This is a genomic window from uncultured Xanthomonas sp., assembly GCF_964278005.1.
GTDB lineage: Bacteria > Pseudomonadota > Gammaproteobacteria > Xanthomonadales > Xanthomonadaceae > Xanthomonas_A > Xanthomonas_A sontii.
Genome location: NZ_CAXYKF010000023.1, coordinates 647342 through 663878, shown reverse-complemented (window position 1 = coordinate 663878; position 16537 = coordinate 647342). Strand labels below are relative to the sequence as shown.

General features: G+C 68.6%; 12 protein-coding genes. 4 read left to right on the top strand and 8 right to left on the bottom strand.

Annotation, left to right across the window (positions count from 1 at the left end; translation table 11 throughout):
• Positions 1 to 68: 68 nt before the first annotated feature.
• Positions 69 to 752, top strand: a complete 684-nt coding sequence (locus ACHWVH_RS17185; protein ID WP_295928138.1) for a response regulator transcription factor — start codon at positions 69 to 71, stop codon at positions 750 to 752.
• A 147-nt stretch (positions 753 to 899) separates the two neighbouring features.
• Here the strand turns inward: ACHWVH_RS17185 and ACHWVH_RS17180 are convergent, their stop codons facing one another.
• The 7 genes from ACHWVH_RS17180 to ACHWVH_RS17150 all read right to left on the bottom strand — a co-directional run bounded on the left by ACHWVH_RS17180 (position 900) and on the right by ACHWVH_RS17150 (position 11391).
• Positions 900 to 1904 carry a class I fructose-bisphosphate aldolase gene (locus tag ACHWVH_RS17180; protein WP_295928140.1) on the bottom strand — a complete coding sequence of 335 codons (1005 nt, stop codon included), beginning with the start codon at positions 1902 to 1904 and terminating at the stop codon, positions 900 to 902.
• Positions 1905 to 2022: 118 nt separating this feature from the next.
• Complete coding sequence (locus ACHWVH_RS17175; protein WP_394687609.1) at positions 2023 to 3432, bottom strand: HD domain-containing phosphohydrolase; 1410 nt, start codon at positions 3430 to 3432, stop codon at positions 2023 to 2025.
• A 105-nt stretch (positions 3433 to 3537) separates the two neighbouring features.
• Positions 3538 to 5004 carry a pyruvate kinase gene (pyk, locus tag ACHWVH_RS17170; RefSeq protein WP_010341498.1) on the bottom strand — a complete coding sequence of 489 codons (1467 nt, stop codon included), beginning with the start codon at positions 5002 to 5004 and terminating at the stop codon, positions 3538 to 3540.
• A 237-nt stretch (positions 5005 to 5241) separates the two neighbouring features.
• On the bottom strand, positions 5242 to 5892 hold the full coding sequence (locus tag ACHWVH_RS17165) for an HAD-IA family hydrolase (RefSeq protein ID WP_152236159.1): 651 nt from the start codon (positions 5890 to 5892) through the stop codon (positions 5242 to 5244).
• Positions 5889 to 7064: a phosphoglycerate kinase gene (locus ACHWVH_RS17160; protein ID WP_026144302.1), complete on the bottom strand. Its 1176-nt coding sequence runs from the start codon at positions 7062 to 7064 to the stop codon at positions 5889 to 5891. The genes ACHWVH_RS17165 and ACHWVH_RS17160 overlap by 4 nt, the downstream gene beginning before the upstream one ends.
• Positions 7065 to 7282: 218 nt before the next feature.
• Complete coding sequence (locus ACHWVH_RS17155) at positions 7283 to 8647, bottom strand: DUF3999 domain-containing protein (protein WP_295928145.1); 1365 nt, start codon at positions 8645 to 8647, stop codon at positions 7283 to 7285.
• Entirely contained in the window at positions 8644 to 11391 is a 2748-nt protein-coding gene (locus ACHWVH_RS17150; protein ID WP_295928147.1) for a DUF2339 domain-containing protein, read from the bottom strand. Before ACHWVH_RS17150 ends, ACHWVH_RS17155 begins: the two co-directional genes overlap by 4 nt.
• A gap of 258 nt (positions 11392 to 11649) precedes the next feature.
• Between ACHWVH_RS17150 and ACHWVH_RS17145 the strand changes: the two genes are divergently transcribed.
• From ACHWVH_RS17145 to ACHWVH_RS17135, 3 genes are all read left to right on the top strand, one after another.
• On the top strand, positions 11650 to 12726 hold the full coding sequence (locus ACHWVH_RS17145; RefSeq protein ID WP_394687608.1) for a cache domain-containing protein: 1077 nt from the start codon (positions 11650 to 11652) through the stop codon (positions 12724 to 12726).
• 289 nt (positions 12727 to 13015) lie between these two features.
• Positions 13016 to 13471, top strand: a complete 456-nt coding sequence (locus tag ACHWVH_RS17140) for a hypothetical protein (protein ID WP_232757275.1) — start codon at positions 13016 to 13018, stop codon at positions 13469 to 13471.
• Between the two features lie 535 nt (positions 13472 to 14006).
• Positions 14007 to 15173 carry a hypothetical protein gene (locus ACHWVH_RS17135; protein ID WP_295928150.1) on the top strand — a complete coding sequence of 389 codons (1167 nt, stop codon included), beginning with the start codon at positions 14007 to 14009 and terminating at the stop codon, positions 15171 to 15173.
• A gap of 265 nt (positions 15174 to 15438) precedes the next feature.
• On the opposite strand, the gene gap is transcribed toward ACHWVH_RS17135, so the two are convergent.
• Positions 15439 to 16440 (bottom strand): type I glyceraldehyde-3-phosphate dehydrogenase, encoded by a 1002-nt coding sequence (gene gap / locus ACHWVH_RS17130; protein ID WP_017911669.1) that lies wholly within the window; start codon positions 16438 to 16440, stop codon positions 15439 to 15441.
• Positions 16441 to 16537: the final 97 nt, after the last annotated feature.

Genomic DNA, 16537 nt, shown 5'->3' with positions numbered 1-16537 from the left:
TTCGCCATACCGCACCGTTGCCAGCCGATGACGTTACAGCAAACCGCACTGCGCGAGGACGCGACTCCATGTCCGAAGTGATCCTGCTCGAGGACGAGCCGGTGCTGTGCGAGGAACTCGGCGAGTTCCTGCAGGATCTGGGCTATATCGCCGTCTGCGTGGACAGCATCGCCGGCTTCCGGCAACGATTCGATCCGGCGCGCCACACCATGGCCGTGATCGACGTCGGTCTTCCCGACGGCAGCGGCCTGGAACTGGTCAGTGAACTGCGGCGTGCCGGCCATCGGCTGGGCATCGTGGTGTTCAGTGCACGCAACACCGCCAGCGACCGCATCGCGGGACTGGAACTCGGCGTGGACCACTACCTGGGCAAGGGCGTCGATCTGGACGAACTCGCCGCCACCCTGGCGTCGCTGGGCCGGCGTCTGGCCCTGCCGCCGCCGGCGGCGCGCTGGGTCCTGGAACTGGCCGCCGCACGCCTGAACGTTCCCAACGCGCCGCCGGTGCCGCTGTCGCGCCAGGATCTGCTGGTGCTGGCCTGCCTGATGCGCCATGCCGGCGAGAGCGTGGGCCACCGCGAGATCGCCGACGCGCTGGGGGTGAACTTCCTCGAGTACGACCGGCGGCGGCTGGACACGCAGATGTACCGCCTGCGGCGCCGCGTGGAGGAGATCAGCGGACGCCCGCTGCCGGTGAAGACCTTGCGCAACAGCGGCTATCGCTTCCACGCGCCGGCGGCGTTGGCGCCCTGAGCGCCGCGGCGTGCCTCGCCGACGCGCCCTGCGGCCTGGCCACCAGTGCGCAAGCTCCGCTGCCGGCTCCCGCAACACGATGGCCCCGAAACGAAAAACGCCGGCGATGCCGGCGTTCTTCTTTACTCGCAGGCGTTGCGGGGCCGATCAGCCCTGCCACTTGCCCAGCGCGGCCAGGCCGTTTTCCTTGGCGCGCTCGTACACCACCTGCTGCGCCTTGGCGAAATTGCCCTTCATGTCCTGCGCCCACAGCTTCAGCGCGGCCTGCTGCATGGCGCGGCCGTAGGAGAAGCTCAGCGGCCACGGCAGGTTGCCGAGCTGGTTCATCGCGTTGAGGTGCGCGGTGGACTGCTCGTCGGTCTGACCGCCGGACAGGAACACGATGCCCGGCAGGATCGCCGGCACAGTGCTCTTGAGGCACATCACGGTGGACTCGGCCACTTCCTCGACACTGGCCTGCTCGTCGCAGTCCTTGCCGGCGATGACCATCGAGGCCTTGAGGATGGTGCCTTCCAGGACCACGTTCTGCTCGTACAGCGCGCCGAACAGCGAACGCAGCGTGGCTTCGGTGACCTCGTAGCAGGTCTCGATGTCGTGGTCGCCGTCCATCAGCACTTCCGGCTCCACCATCGGCACCAGGCCCTGCTCCTGGCACAGCGCCGCGTAGCGGGCCAGCGCATGCGCGTTGGTCTCGATGCACACGCCGGACGGGATGTCCTCGCCGATGGTGATGACCGCACGCCACTTGGCGAAGCGCGCGCCGAGCTTGTAGTACTCCTCCAGGCGCGCACGCAGGCCATCGAGGCCTTCGGTGATCAGTTCGCCCGGCATGCCGGACAGCGGATGCGTGCCCTTGTCGACCTTGATGCCGGGGATGATGCCGTGCTCGGCCATGTACTTGGCGAACGGCACGCCGTCCTTGGTCTTCTGGCGGATCGTCTCGTCATACAGGATCGCGCCGGAGATGTGGTCGCTCAGCTTGGGCGTGGTCAGCAGCAGCTCGCGGTAGGCACGGCGATTCTCTTCGACATTCTCGATGCCCACGCCGGCGAAGCGCTTGGCGATGGTGCTGGTGGATTCGTCGATCGCGATGATGCCCTTGCCCGGGGCGACCATTGCCTGTGCGGTTTCGGCAAGCTGTTCGATGCTCATACGGTTCCTGATGGCTGCAGCGGGGGAACGCCCATTATACCGGGCCGGCCTGCATGCATTCCGTTACCGCGGGAATTGCAAGCGGTTACAGGCGTAGACCGCGCATGTTCCCGGCACGTCAGCCAAGTGCATCCGTCGTTGCGTCACACTGCGCCTCTTCTTCGGCCTGCGCGGTCTGCAGCGGCGCAATGTCCAGGGCCGGCACCGGCGCAGGCGCGCCCTGCGCTGTCGGCAAGGCGATGTCGAGCGCATCGAGCAAGGGCTGCCAGTCGTCGGCACTGCGCGCGCGGCGGTGCGCCAGCAACGCGGCGTGGTGGCGCAGCCCCGGCAGCTGCCAGCGCAGTTCGCAGCAGACGCGATCGACTTCCTCGGCCGCTTCCGGCGCGGCGATCAGCCACGGCAGTTGCTCGACCATCTTGCCGGCGCCGGAATCGTGGATGGCCATGATGTAGCCCACGATCAACAGCAGCAGATGCTGCAAGGCCGCGCGCTCGTCCTCGCGCAGGTCGCCGCCGCGCTGCAGCCGCAACGCCTCGTCGCGCGCCCGCTCCAGGCCGTCGAGCAGGGCCGCCACCACCTCGCGCAGGTGCTGCGGATCGTGCGCCGGCGCCTGTTCCAGCGCGCAGTCGCGCAGGCGCTCGGTCAGCAGGTCGACCACGTCGCGCGGGAACTGTCCGGGCACAACGCGCAGCGCGATGCGCATCCGCGCCAGCGCCTGCGCATGGCCCTGCTCGCGTTCGAACAACCCATCCAGCGCTTCGGCACAGGAGATCAACCGGCCCAGCGGCGACAGCGCCGACGCGCCGACCGGATAGCCGGAGCCGTCGATGCGTTCGTGGTGCTCGCGTGCGGCCGCGGCCTGCTGCGCCGAGTACACGCCGGATTCGCCCAGCAGCGCGGCGCTGATCACCGGGTGCACGCAGCGCATGCGCCACTGCGCGAAGTCCTGCTGCGCCTCCGGAATCTCCAGCACCACCGGATCCACGTACATCTCGCCGAGATCGTGCAGCAGGCCGACTTCCGCGGCCTCGCGCATCGCCGCATCCGAGCGCGACAGCAGCGCCGCCAGCCAGGACACCAGCATCGCCACCCGCACCGCGTGCGAGAACGCGGCCGGCCGGGTCTGGCCGAGGGTGGTCAGCAAGGTGCCCGGCGCGCCCAGCGTGCGGGCGCGGGCCAGCATGGCCATCACCGGCTGCGCCTGCTCGCCCAGCAACTGCCGCAGGTGCGGGTGTTCGTCCAGTTCGCGCTGCGCGGCCAGCTGCACTTCGCTCGGGCGCAGTTCCTCGCAGAACGCCAGCGAGGATTCCAGCGGACGCAGCAGGCGCCGCGCGATCAGGCGCTCGCGCAGGCCGGCGTTGATGCGCTGGCCCTTGGCGACGAGCAGGATGCCGCGGCGGTCGCGGATATCCTCGGTGACCACCAGCTCGCGCGTGGCCGAGGCCTGGATCAGGTGTTCAAGGCAATGCGTGCCGGGGCGCTCGGGCAGGTCCAGCCCGAGTTCGGCGTGCGCGCTTGGGGACGTCATGGGGGTGTCGCACGATCAGGGAACGGGAGGGCGCCGCGCCGTTCCATGCGCGATCGAACAGGTATTGCCGACGGCGCGGCGGCCGGGGCCGCCGCGCCGCGTCCTTCAGAGTTCGCCCAGGCCGCTGGCACGGCCGTCCGGGCCGACCTCGAGCAGGCGCAGGGTGTTGGTCGCGCCGTGGGTTTCCATGTGCTCGCCGCTGGTGAACACCACGCGGTCGCCCGGCGCCAGCAGGCCGGCTTCGACCAGCACGCGGATCGCGCCGCGCGCGGCCTCGCGCGGGGTCAGGCCGCGGCTGTCGAAGTTGATCGGGAACACGTCGCGCATCATCGCCATGTGCCGGCGCGCGCCGTCGTGGCGGGTCACCGCGAAGATCGGCGCCTTGGCGCGGAAGCGCGACAGGTAGCGCGGGGTGCCGCCGGATTCGGTCATCGCCACGATCGCGCGCACGCCCACGTGCTGGGACAGGAACATCGTGGCCATGGCGATGGCCTGGTCGGCGCGCTCGAGGTTGCGCGGGGCCATGCCGAAGTCGGTCTCGGTCTCGAACTGGCGCTCGGCGCCCAGGCAGATGCGCGCCATCGCCTCGACCGCGCGGATCGGATAGGCGCCGGCGGCGCTCTCGGCCGACAGCATCACCGCGTCGGTGCCGTCGATCACCGAGTTGGCCACGTCCAGCACTTCGGCGCGGGTCGGGATCGGGCTTTCCACCATCGACTGCAGCATCTGCGTGGCGGTGATCACCACTTTGTTCTGCGCCAGCGATTCCTTGATGATCTTCTTCTGCAGGCCCGGCAGCTCGGCGTCGCCGATTTCCACGCCCAGGTCGCCACGCGCGACCATCACCACGTCCGAGGCCTCGACGATCTCGCTCAGGTTCTCGATCGCCTCGGTGCGCTCGATCTTGGACACCAGCGCCGCGTCGCAGCCGTGCGCGCGGGCGATGCGCCGCGCCTCGTTCATGTCCTCGGCGTTGCGGCAGAACGACACCGCGATGAAGTCCACGCCGATCTTGGCGACGATGCCGATCAGTTCCTTGTCGCGCTCGGTCAGTGCGCCCAGCGACAGGCCGCCACCCTGCTTGTTGAGCCCCTTGCGATCGGACAGCACGCCATCGTTGAGCACGCTGGTGACGATGCGCTCGCCCTGCACCTCGACCACCTTCAGCTGCATCAGGCCATCGTCCAGCAGCAGCACGTCGCCCGGCGCCACGTCCTGCGGCAGACCCAGGTAGCTGACGCCGACCTGGCTGGCGTCGCCCGGCGCGGCATTGGGGTCGGCGATGAGGTCGAAGCGGTCGCCGAGCTTGAGCGAGACCTTGCCCTGGGCGAAGCGCTCGATGCGGATCTTCGGACCGGGCAGGTCGGCGAGGATGCCGATCTCGGCACCGACGCGGGCCGCGGCGGCGCGCACTTCGGCGGCGCGCTTGGCCTGGCCGGACGGATCGCCGTGGCTGAAGTTCAACCGCACCACGTTGACGCCGGCGCGGAACAGATCCTCGAGCACGCCGGGCGGGTCGGTGGCCGGACCGAGGGTGGCGAGAATCTTGGTGCGGCGCTGGCGTTCGATCATGATGGCATCCTTGGAAAAAGCGCTCAAAGCTAGCACACGCGCCCATCACACAGCATGGCATTTCGGCATAGACGCACGCGCTTCCCGGCATAGCGAGCGGACAATGCGGGACAGTATGTGGTCATGCCACGCCAACAGCCGCCGGCCCGCGGCCACCGCGCGGCCACCGCGCGGGCAGGCGACGCAGCATGCGCAGCCAGCGCCCTGTGCGCCGGACGCACCGGCGCACGTGCCCATTCAGGCCGCGACGAGCGCCGGCAACTGCGCCGGCGACTGCGCCAGCACATCGGCACCGGCCTGGCGCAGCTCCTCGGCATCGCCGAAGCCCCACAGCACGCCGATGCTGCGCATGCCGTGATGGCGCGCGCCGTCGATGTCCATGCGCCGGTCGCCGATCATGCGGCACTGCGCCGGCACGACAGAGAGCCGGCGCAGCGCCTCGGCGATCAGGTCCGGCTTGGCCCGCCGCGCGCCGTCGTCGCTGGCACCGACGATCTCCTCGAAGCGGGCGCCGAACGGCAACTGCTCGACGATGCGCCGCGCGAAGCGTTCGTTCTTCGAGGTCACCACCGCCAAGCGGTGACCGGCCGCAGCCACCGCCTCCACCGCCGCGCCGATGTCCGGGAACACCGTGTGCTCGCGCCAGCCGTGGCTGTCGTAGCGGCTGCGGTACAGCGTCAAGGCCTGCTCCACCAACGCCGCATCGCCGCCGAAGTGCTGCTGGAAGCTGTCGCGCAGCGGCGGGCCGATCCAGGCGCGCAACTGCGCCGGGGTCGGCAGCGGCTGGCCCAGTTCGGCGAAGGCATGGCGCAGGCTGCCGACGATGCCGGCCTCCGAATCGACCAGGGTGCCGTCCAGGTCGAAGAACAGGACGTCGGCGGCGCTCACGCGCCGCGCGCCTGCAGCGCGGCCACCGCCGGCAGGGTCTTGCCTTCCAGGAACTCCAGGAACGCGCCGCCGCCGGTGGAGATGTAGCTGACCTGCTCGGCGATGCCGTACTTGTCGACCGCGGCCAGGGTGTCGCCGCCGCCGGCGATGGAGAACGCCGACGAGGCGGCGATCGCCCGCGCCAGGGTCTCGGTGCCCTTGCCGAAGGCGTCGAACTCGAACACGCCGACCGGGCCGTTCCAGACCACGGTGCCGGCCTTGGCGATCAGCTCGGCGTAGTGCGCGGCGGTCTGCGGCCCGATGTCCAGGATCAGGTCGTCGTCGGCGACATCGGTGACCGCCTTCACCGTGGCCTCGGCGTCGGGCATGAACTGCTTGGCCACCACCACGTCGCTGGGCAGCGGGATCGCCGCGCCGCGCGCATTGGCGTCGGCCACGATCTTGCGCGCGGTGTCGAGCAGGTCCGGCTCGCACAACGACTTGCCGACCGCATGCCCGGCCGCGGCGATGAAGGTGTTGGCGATGCCGCCGCCGACGATCAGCTGATCGACCTTGTCCACCAGGTTGGACAGCAGTTCCAGCTTGGTCGAGACCTTGCTGCCGGCGACGATCGCCAGCAGCGGCTTGGCCGGTTGCTCCAGCGCCTTGGCCAGCGCATCCAGCTCCGCCATCAGCAGCGGGCCGCCGGCGGCGACCGGGGCGAACCTGATCACGCCATGGGTGGACGCCTGCGCACGGTGCGCGGTACCGAACGCGTCCATCACGAACACGTCGCACAGCGCCGCATACTTTTTCGCCAGGGCCTCGTCGTCCTTGCCCTCGCCGACGTTCATGCGGCAGTTCTCCAGCAGCACGATCTGCCCGGGCTGCACGTCCACGCCATCGACCCAGTCGCGGATCAGCGGCACGTCGACGCCGAGCAGCGCAGCCAGGCGGATGGCCACCGGCTCCAGCGAATCCTCCTGGGTCCACACGCCTTCCTTGGGCCGGCCCAGATGCGAGGTCACCATCACCGCCGCGCCCTGTTCCAGCGCGTGCTTGAGCGTCGGCACAGAGGCCAGGATGCGCTGCTCGGAGGTGATCAGGCCATTGTCGATCGGCACATTCAGATCTTGCCGGATCAGCACGCGCTTGCCGGACAGGTCGAGATCGGTCATTCGCAGGATGGACATGTGATTGCTCGCTTTCGTGGGATTGCAAAGGGAAAACCGCGCCATCGGTGCAGTATCGGCGTCGGCATCGGAACGTCGGGTGCACGCCGTTCGGCCGATCGCCGCGCAGCGGCGAAACCGCCATTGTCCGGCGTCGGCCGCACAGCGGCAAATCGGTGGGGGACGGTGCGCTGCCCCGCGCGCGCGGCGCGGCGTGCGCGCCGTCGCCGCGGGATCGATCAGCCCGTGCCCTCGCCGGCGCCGGGTTTGCGCAGCAGGCTGAGCGCGAAACCGACCACCAGCAGCGCACCGCCGACCAGCAGCGCCCACAGCAGCCAGGTCTTCCAGTCGCGCGGCGGCGGTGGCGCCTGCAGCGCCGCGGCACCGGCCAGTGGCTGCGCCGCGCCGAGGCTGGCAGTGGCCGGCGCCCATTGCGGCCCACGCTGGGTGTGCAAGGCCTGCAACGCGGCGGCCAGCGGCGCCTGCGCACGCTGGGTGCGCGCACTGCCGGCGGCCAGCGCATAAGGCGGCGCGCCCTGCGCCAGGAACACCAGCGTCTCCGGCTGGTAGCCCAGGCGCAGCGCCGGCCGCTGCCGGCCCGGGTCCTGTGCCGCCAGCAACCGCCAGTAGCGGTCGCGCACCGGCGCAGTCAGCGCCTGCGGCGGCGAGCGGCTGCCGCCACCCACCTGGTAGGCCAGCCATGGACCGGCGCGGTCCTGCCACGGCGCCTCGGCGCTGTCGCGGCTCTGCACGCGCCATTCGATGGCGTTGTTGCCGGGCAAAGCGATGTCGACGCGCGTCACCGGGTAGCGCCCCGGCGACACGAAGGCATAGCCGTGCTGCGCGGGATCGGTGCTCGCCGCGTCCAGTTGTTGCCAATGCCAATCGGCGACGACCGGCGTCGGTGCCAGTTCGGCCTCCACCCCGGTCAGCGGCGGCGCGCCGGCACCGGCCAGCGGCAGCAGGCGCAGATAGCGCACTTCGCGGCCGATGGGGATGCGCAGTTGCTGCAGCCGGCGCCCCTGGTTGCTGAGGTCGACCAGGGTCGCATCGGCCACCAGCACCTCCCAGTCGCGCAGATCGTCGCTGCCCTCGACGCGGTAGCGCGCCTGCTGTGGCTGCGCAGCGGCGGCCCATTGCAGCGACAGCGCGCGCAGCGGCGCATGCAACGCGCTGGCATCGACCAGCCAGCCGGCAGCGCCCGCGTCGGAGCCAGCGCCGGCCACGCGGGTCTGGATGCGGCGCACACTGCCGTCGCTGTCGCGCTCGGCGATCAGCTCCAGATCCGGGGTCCGCCCGTCGGGCGCCGCCGGCAGCGGAAACCACGGCAACGGCTGCCGGCGCGGCGCCGTCTCGGCCTGCTCGGCGGCGAACAGGGCCGCCGGCAGCGGGTCGCCGGCCGCGTTGAACACCTCCACGTCGCCCAGCGAGGCGCGCTGCGCGCTGCGGTAGACCGCATCGTCGAGCTGCACGCGATAGGCGCCGGCATCGGCGTCCTGCAGGGTCAGCGGCCACTGCTGGGCGTAGTCGTCGCGCTGGCTGGTCGCGAACGCGCACAGCGGCAACCCGGCCAGCAACAATGGAAACAGCGCACGTCGGATCATGGGATGGCCTCCTCGGCCGGTTCGGCAGCGCGCGGCGGCGCCGGCGCCAGATAGCCGACCACCGTACACAACAACCCGTACGCGATGAACGAGGCGATGCCGGCGACGTTGCCGAGGTTGCCGCGGTCCACCAGCAGCAGCTTGCCCAGCACCACCGCCATCAATACCGCGCCGGCCAGCCACAGGCCGCGCTGGCCGCGCCGCGAGCCCAGCACCCAGCCAAGCACGCCCAGCACGCTCCAGACCACGGTCAGGCTGGTCTGCGCCACGCCATTGCCGAGCACGCCGGGCCACGGCACCGCCGCCCAGTAATGCACCGCATGCAGGGTGACGCTGGTGATCCACAGGAAGCCGGCACCGGCCAACAGCTGGGTGCGCCAGGGCCGCAGCAGCCCCGGCAGCTCCGCGGTGCGGGTCCAGCGCACGCCCAGGACCAGCAGCGCCAGTTGGGTCAGTTCCAGCGGATTGAGCACCGGCACCCAGGGCAGCGGCGCGCTGCTGCCGGGCAGGCCCAGGCTGTACAGCCAGGCCACCGACAGCAGGCCGAAGTAGGTGCTCTGCAGCGCGCTGCGGCACGGCGCGAATGCCGCACCCAGCGGAGCCGCCAGCCAGTTCCAGCGCCACAGCGACAGCGCCGTCGCCAGCAACCAGGGCGCCAGCAACAGCATCCAGCGCCAGCCGGCGGCGAGCTCGCTGTGCAGCGCGATCCAGGTGCACAGCAGCCCGACCACGCTGGGCCACACCAGCCACCACACGAACTGCGCCGCACGCGCGACGCCGCCACCGCTGTCGCGCAGGCACAGCAGGCTGCGCACGCCGAGCACCGCGAACAGCGCCCAGGCCCAGGCGCCATGCCCGGCGAACGGCTGCCCGTGCACATCGGCCTGCCAGACCGCCAGCGGCAAGGCCAGGGCCAGGCCACCCAGCGTGGTCGCGGCCAGCGCCAGTGCCGGCCAGCGCCGCTGCGCCTCGGCGGCGAGCCAGCCGCTGACCGCGACCCAGGCGAGCAGCACGTCGGCACGCGCGTCGGCGTCGACGAATCGCACGATCTCGGTGACGCCGATCCCGCACCACCAGAACAGCCCCCACACGTAGTAGCCCAGCGCCGGCACGGCGGCCCGCCCACGGCGGTAGCACCAGGCGCTGGCGAAGCCGGCCAGCGCCAGCAGCAGCCCGCTCATGAAGGTGGCGTTGGCCACCGCCTGGGTGTCCTGGGCGATGTCCTCCACGCCCACCAGGAAACCGAACGACGCCGCCAGTTGCAGGCCGGCGCCGCTGAACTGCGGCAGCCAGCGCCGTTGGCGCAGGCCCAGCCACGCCAACGCCGCCCCCTCCAGCGCGAACACGCTGGCGGTCGCGCGCGCGGACAGCGCCAGCGGCACCGCCAACGTGGCGAACCCCACCGCCAGCACCGCATACGCCTGCCCCAGCACCGCGAAGCTCGCGCGCCGGATCAGCGCCGCCGCCAGCAGGGCATAGATCGCCGCCAGTCCCAGCGCACACAGCGCCAACGGCAGGCCGTCGCCGCGCAGCAGCCCCGCCTGCAGCGAAAACGCGATCAGCGGCGTGCCGAACACCAGGCTGCCGTCGATCAGCGTGCTGCGCGCTGCCTGGCGCCGCGCGTACAGAATCGGGATCACCAGATAGAAGGCGAAGAACAGCAGCAGGAACGGCTCGGTGCTGGCGAACTTCTCGGGCCGGTACTGCAACACGCCCCACAGCGTGCCAATGCCGAAGGTGAAGCCGAACCCGAGCAGGTTCAGCACCCGCCACGGCCGGTACCAGGCGATCGCGAACACCGCCGCATTGAGCAGCGCGTAGTAGGAGAACAACGCGACGTGGTTGCCGCTGCCGGTGGACAGCCATAGCGGCGCGAGGAAGCCAGCCAGCGTGCCCAGCACCGCCAGCGTGCGCGATTCCTGCGCCACCGCCAGCACGCACATGCCCGCGACCAGGGCGACGCTCAGCGCCAGCGCCGCGCCGGCGGGGATCAGCCCGGACAGCTTGAAGGCGGCGAACACGGTCAGCAGCAGCACGCCGATCGCCCCGCCCTGCAGGGCGAGGGCGAAGCTGCGCTTGCGCGTGCGCTGGCGCCAGCCGAAGGCCAGGCCGGCCAGCGACGCGGCGGCGATGCCGGCGTAGCGCAGCTCGATCGGCATGCGCAGCCAGCCCTGGTCGCCGGCGTACTTCAGCAGCGCGGCGACACCGGCCAGCAGCACCAGCATGCCGATCTTGACCGGGACATTGCCCTCGGTGAACCAGCGTTTGATCCCGCCCAACAGCCGTTCGATCGGATCCGGCCCACGCGGCGCGGCGGGCTGGGCCGTCGCGGCGGTGCGCGCCTGGGCTTGCTGCTGCTCGGCGCGTTCGACCGCGGCGGCCAGCGTCGCGAAATCCTCGTCCCTGGGAGGCACCGGCAAGGGCGGCGGCAGCGGCGGCGGCGCCGCGGCGTGCTCGGCGAACGGGTCTGGACGCGGAAGGTCGAGGCCGACGACGAACGGCATGCCCTCCGCCTCGGGCTCAGGTTCGGCGACGGCGGCCTGAACCTCTGCGGCAGCGGCCGCGGAATCGGCGCGATCCGTTGCGGCGGCAGGCGTGGCGGCGGCCATCCGCGCCACCTGCGCCTCCAGTGCGGCGAGCCGCTGGCGCAGGCGCGACTGCCCGACCAAGGCCACGATCGACAGCAGTGGCAGCGCCAGCACCACCAGCGCCGCAAACACCACCAGCACGACCAACTTGTCCATTCGTCTCACATCTCCAAAGGCGGTGGTGCGGCGCCCGTGGCGCGCACCGGGAGCCCGGCGGCGCCGGACCTGGCGCAGATGGTAGACGAGTTCGGCGCCGACATCGGCCCACGGACGGGGCCGCAGCCCAGTCAGCGCAAGGCCCGGCGTTCCGACAAACGGTCTTCACACCGCCCTCAAGTCCCGTGCACCGGCGGCCGCTACACCCCTTATCGCGTCGTCCGTCTGCTGTTTTCTCCCACCCCACCGGCAGCATGAATGCACCTACCCGCCCACCCCGCCGACGCGGGGATCGATGACCATATTCGCGCCGTCGTCGGCTTGTCCGACCAGTTGCTCGGCCAGTTGCGCCGCTCGCTGCAGGGGATCGATGCGATCAACCGCACCACCCACATGATCTCCATGAACGCGCGCATCGAGTCGGCGCGGATCGGCGCCGCCGGACGCGGCTTCAGCGTGATCGCGCAGGAAATGGACGGGCTGTCGCGACGCGTGGCCGAGGCCACCCAGGACCTGGACAAGGTCGCCGCGCGCACCAGCGCGGAGATGCGGCAGACACTGGGCCGCCTGCAGGACGACGTGCGTCGCACGCGGCTCAGCGAGCTGGCCCTGAGCAACATCGACCTGATCGACCGCAACCTCTACGAGCGCAGTTGCGACGTGCGCTGGTGGGCCACCGACGCGGCGGTGGTCGCCGCGTCGCGTGCCGACAGCGATGCCGAGGCGCTGGCCTACGCCTCGCGGCGCATGGGCCAGATCCTGGATTCGTACACGGTCTACTTCGACCTGATCCTGGCCGGAAGCGATGGCCGCATCCGCGCCAACGGCCGGCCACGGCAGTTCGGCTCGGTCGGCAGCGACGTCTCCGCGCAGCCATGGTTCGAACACGCGATGCGCACGCGCAGCGGCGAGGAATTCGGCTTTCAGGACGTGCATGCCAGCGCGCTGGCCGACGGCGAGCGCGTGCTGGTGTACGCCTGCACGGTGCGCGACGGCGGTCGCGTCGATGGCCGCGTGCTGGGCGTGCTGGGCATCGTGTTCCGCTGGGACGCGCTGGCGCAGACGATCGTGCAGCGCACGCCGCTGTCCGAATCCGAATGGGGCCGCAGCCGCGTCTGCATCGTCGATGCGCAGGGCCGGGTGCTGGCCGACTCGGCCGGGCGCATGCTGCAGGACCGGATCGACTTCGACGGCCGCGATGCCTTGTTCAAGCAGCCGCGCGGCGCGGTGCTGATCGATCTCGACGGCCGGCCGCACTGCATCGCGCACGCCGCCTCTCCCGGCTACGAAACCTACCGCACCGGCTGGCACTCGCTGATCCTGCAGGCGCTGTAGGCCGCACACACTGGCGCCCACCGCAAAAGCGGCAGCGGATCACAGGCTGCCGCGTGCGGTGTCGGCACAGCCGCCTGTCCGGCACCCGCAGACCGTGTGCCGACGACTGCGACGACCTCATCGGCAGGGCGTCGTCTCTGCCTGAACGCCCGTGCGTACTGTATTGACGGCGTCATTTCGCCATGCCTAAGCTCGTCGCGCCGCGTTGATGCCGCGCCGACGCATCGCCTCGACGCGACCGGTGCACTCTGGATTGCAGACGCCACTTCCCAGGTAAACGGACATGACCATGAAACCCTTTCGCACCCTGCTGATCTCGGCCCTGCTGGCCGGGTCTTTCGCCGCTCCCGCCCTGGCCGAAAAGGTCGACAATCCGGATCTCTACACCGCCGATGCGGTCAAGAAGAACATCGTCATCGGCAAGACCACCAAGGAGCAGGTGCGCGCGATCTATGGCGAGCCCAATTACGTCTCCAGGACGTCCGGAAAGGAAGGCGGCTACGAGAAGTCCTGGAGCTATCGCCCCGGCGAATCTCACGGCGAGAAGGCGCGCAAGACCGCGACCGGCCTGCTGAAGCGGATGCTGCCCGGTTACTACACCGGCCCGGCGATCAACGAAGCGCAGGAGCATGGCGTCGGCGCGCGCAACGTCAAGTCGTACGACCTGGAAGTGGAATTCGACGCCAAGGGCGTGGTCACCGATTACCAGCAGACCGAAAGCAACCAATCGCGCGACGCGCTGTAATCGCGAGGCCGAGCCAGCCTGCGGCAGCCGACGCGCCGCGGCAAGGCCAGCGGCTCGCCACAACGCAAAAGGAGCGCGTCAGCGCTCCTTTTGCGTTGTGGCCTCGACCTGTGTACGTGACAGCGCCAGAACGGGCCGAGCGCTGCACGGGAACAGACGCATCCCGCCAGTCGCATGGCCGAGACCACTCCAGCACCTGGACAAGGTCGCCGCACGCACCTCAGAACCGGCCCTGGTCAGTATCGACCTGATCGCACCTCCACGAGCACTGTGACGACATGCGCTGGTGGGCCTGAAACACGTCGCAAGGACTCCATCGGCTCTCGCAGAACCACTCCGGCCATGAAGAGTGGATCTCGCGTTGGGACCGATGCAATCATCGTGGATGCGGCAAGCGACCACCCCTGCTTGCATGCGAAAGTCGAGGAAAGCAATAAAGACGCAACGAAAACGGCGGAAAACTGGCCACGCAAGGCCGATGCGCAGCCAATGACCGTCCAACATCCCTCCATTTGCAACTCAAAAACGAGCAGATATGGATTGCCTTACGCTACAGGACAAGTACCCGGACCTCTATTTCTTCTGGCTGGAAAAGCTTGGCCTGTATTACGCAGCCGGCGAAGAGAACAAGACATACCTGATCGAAAGCAATGGAGACATCGTCTACCAATCGCCCGAAGAGACGTTCGCCGATTTAAATGGAAGCCACTTCCCCTACAACTGGGACAAGTGGGAAACGGATTTCAACCGTCAGATCGATTACTGGATAGAAATCCATTTTTCAGGGAAATTCATTACCAACTCGATTTTCTCCCTTCGGAACGGCAACCTTGTCCGCTTACTTGAAGACGAGCTCATCCTGCATGCAGTCCCCATAACGCCGCAACGACTGTTGCTGCAAGTGGCCAAGGACAAGGACAATCCCTTGTCCCAGATCAGCATCCACCTCTACGACACGCTTAGAAACGAACGCCGGGAACTATGGGAAGGCCCTTACCGGGAAGAACCATTTTCTGTTCATCGCGTGCGCGGCGCGGAGTATTTCTTTTCGATCTGGATTCGCGACGACGAAAATCCCATCGATCACTACACACACAAGATTTTCCAGCTATATACCGCCGAAGGAGAACCGCTGGTAGATTTTGAAACGACCCGGGGACAGGGCGGCGGAGACACCTGTTTCGATCTCTCCCAACGAGGCATGGGAATCACTCACAGAATTCTGGACAAACCCATCCTTCTATCTTCGAGCTGGTATTTCAACCGCTATGAGGCATGCGATGTACTGATCGACAGGAAAGGCAATAACTACGGGGAATTTTATTACATTGCGGGACAGGTACCCTCGTATTTCGGCAAGACCTCGACCAGACATCCGAAGTACATCGACAAGAAAATTCTGTGCCTTGCGCTGCCCGAACGCGATCATCAGCCGCCGTGCCTGACGATCCTCAACGAGGACGGCAGCAGGATCGTGACGGAATTCGAGTGTCCGTGGCTTTTTTTCAACCTATCCGCAACGCTCGTCAAAGACAAATCCATCTTCGGCAAGACCTGCCTTGTGGTGATCGACAAGGAATGCCACGCAAGGCTTATCGGCCTCGATGGAAAGGAAATCGAAAACACCACGCCCATTCCCCTGAAAAGCATCGACCCCAGAATGAACTATCCGAAGCTTTTCGCGAAGCAATGCCGGCAATAGCAGTGCATCGAATTGGCTTCAAGCCAGGCAGGTCTCGAGTCCATCCGGATCCCCAGCCTGAACAGTGCCGCCGCGACCGCACGAACATCGACCCGGGGCAGGAAGCACCTGCACGATCCGTCCGGCAAGCCGGCGTGCGACACCTGGAGCGTGTCATGTCCTTTGGGACATGCAGGCACGGGACCTGCGCCATTCCATCCGGGCACGTCATCGCCCACAAAAAAAGCGCCGCAAGGCGCTTTCTTTGTGGGCGACGCCAGGCGGCTTACTTCGCCACCACCTTGACCATTTCCAGGCACTTGTTGGAGTAGCCCCACTCGTTGTCGTACCAGGACACCAGTTTGACGAAGGTGCCGTCCAGGGCGATGCCGGCATCGGCATCGAAGATCGAGGTGCGCGCGTCGCCGCGGAAATCGGTGGCCACCACCTTGTCTTCGGTGTAGCCGAGGATGCCCTTCAGCGCGCCTTCGCTCTGCGCCTTCACCTCGGCGCAGATCTCGGCGTAGGTGGCCGGCTTTTCCAGTTCCACGGTCAGGTCGACCACCGACACGTCCGAGGTCGGCACGCGGAAGCTCATGCCGGTGAGCTTCTTGTTCAACTCCGGGATCACCACGCCGACCGCCTTGGCCGCACCGGTGCTGGACGGAATGATGTTCTCCAGGATGCCGCGGCCGCCGCGCCAATCCTTGTTGCTCGGGCCGTCCACGGTCTTCTGGGTGGCGGTGGCCGCGTGCACGGTGGTCATCAGGCCGCGCTTGATGCCCCACTTGTCGTTGATCACCTTGGCCAGCGGCGCCAGGCAGTTGGTGGTGCAGCTGGCGTTGGAGACGATGGCCTGGCCGGCGTAGGTGCTGTCGTTGACGCCATACACGAACATCGGCGTGTCGTCCTTCGACGGCGCCGACAGGATCACCTTCTTGGCGCCGGCGTCCAGGTGCTTCTGCGCGGTTTCCTTGGTCAGGAACAGGCCGGTGGACTCGATCACCACGTCCACGCCGACCTCGCCCCACTTCAGCGCCGCCGGATCGCGTTCCTGAGTCAGGCGGATCTTCTTGCCGTTGACCAGCAGATGATTGCCGTCGACCGACACCTCCGCCTGGAAGCGGCCGTGCACGGAGTCGTACTGCAGCATGTAAGCCAGATAATCCGGCTCGAGCAGGTCGTTGATGGCGACGATCTCGATGTCGCTGCCGAAATTCTGCACCGCCGAGCGCAGCACGTTGCGCCCGATGCGACCGAAACCGTTGATGCCGACCTTGATTGCCATTTCAGTAGCTCCTGCGGCCGCGCCTGGCGCGGCGGATGGAAGGGGAAATCCCATTCTAGCAGGCCGGCCGCGCCACGCCGGACACGCCGGTTTGATC

Bases quoted from the DNA above. Each gene is read 5' to 3' on its own strand.
- ACHWVH_RS17185 (WP_295928138.1), top strand. From the start codon at position 69: ATGTCCGAAGTGATCCTGCTCGAGGACGAGCCGGTGCTGTGCGAGGAA.
- ACHWVH_RS17180 (WP_295928140.1), bottom strand. From the start codon at position 1,904: ATGAGCATCGAACAGCTTGCCGAAACCGCACAGGCAATGGTCGCCCCG.
- ACHWVH_RS17175 (WP_394687609.1), bottom strand. From the start codon at position 3,432: ATGACGTCCCCAAGCGCGCACGCCGAACTCGGGCTGGACCTGCCCGAG.
- pyk (WP_010341498.1), bottom strand. From the start codon at position 5,004: ATGATCGAACGCCAGCGCCGCACCAAGATTCTCGCCACCCTCGGTCCG.
- ACHWVH_RS17160 (WP_026144302.1), bottom strand. From the start codon at position 7,064: ATGTCCATCCTGCGAATGACCGATCTCGACCTGTCCGGCAAGCGCGTG.
- ACHWVH_RS17155 (WP_295928145.1), bottom strand. From the start codon at position 8,647: ATGATCCGACGTGCGCTGTTTCCATTGTTGCTGGCCGGGTTGCCGCTG.
- ACHWVH_RS17150 (WP_295928147.1), bottom strand. From the start codon at position 11,391: ATGGACAAGTTGGTCGTGCTGGTGGTGTTTGCGGCGCTGGTGGTGCTG.
- ACHWVH_RS17145 (WP_394687608.1), top strand. From the start codon at position 11,650: ATGCACCTACCCGCCCACCCCGCCGACGCGGGGATCGATGACCATATT.
- ACHWVH_RS17140 (WP_232757275.1), top strand. From the start codon at position 13,016: ATGAAACCCTTTCGCACCCTGCTGATCTCGGCCCTGCTGGCCGGGTCT.
- ACHWVH_RS17135 (WP_295928150.1), top strand. From the start codon at position 14,007: ATGGATTGCCTTACGCTACAGGACAAGTACCCGGACCTCTATTTCTTC.
- gap (WP_017911669.1), bottom strand. From the start codon at position 16,440: ATGGCAATCAAGGTCGGCATCAACGGTTTCGGTCGCATCGGGCGCAAC.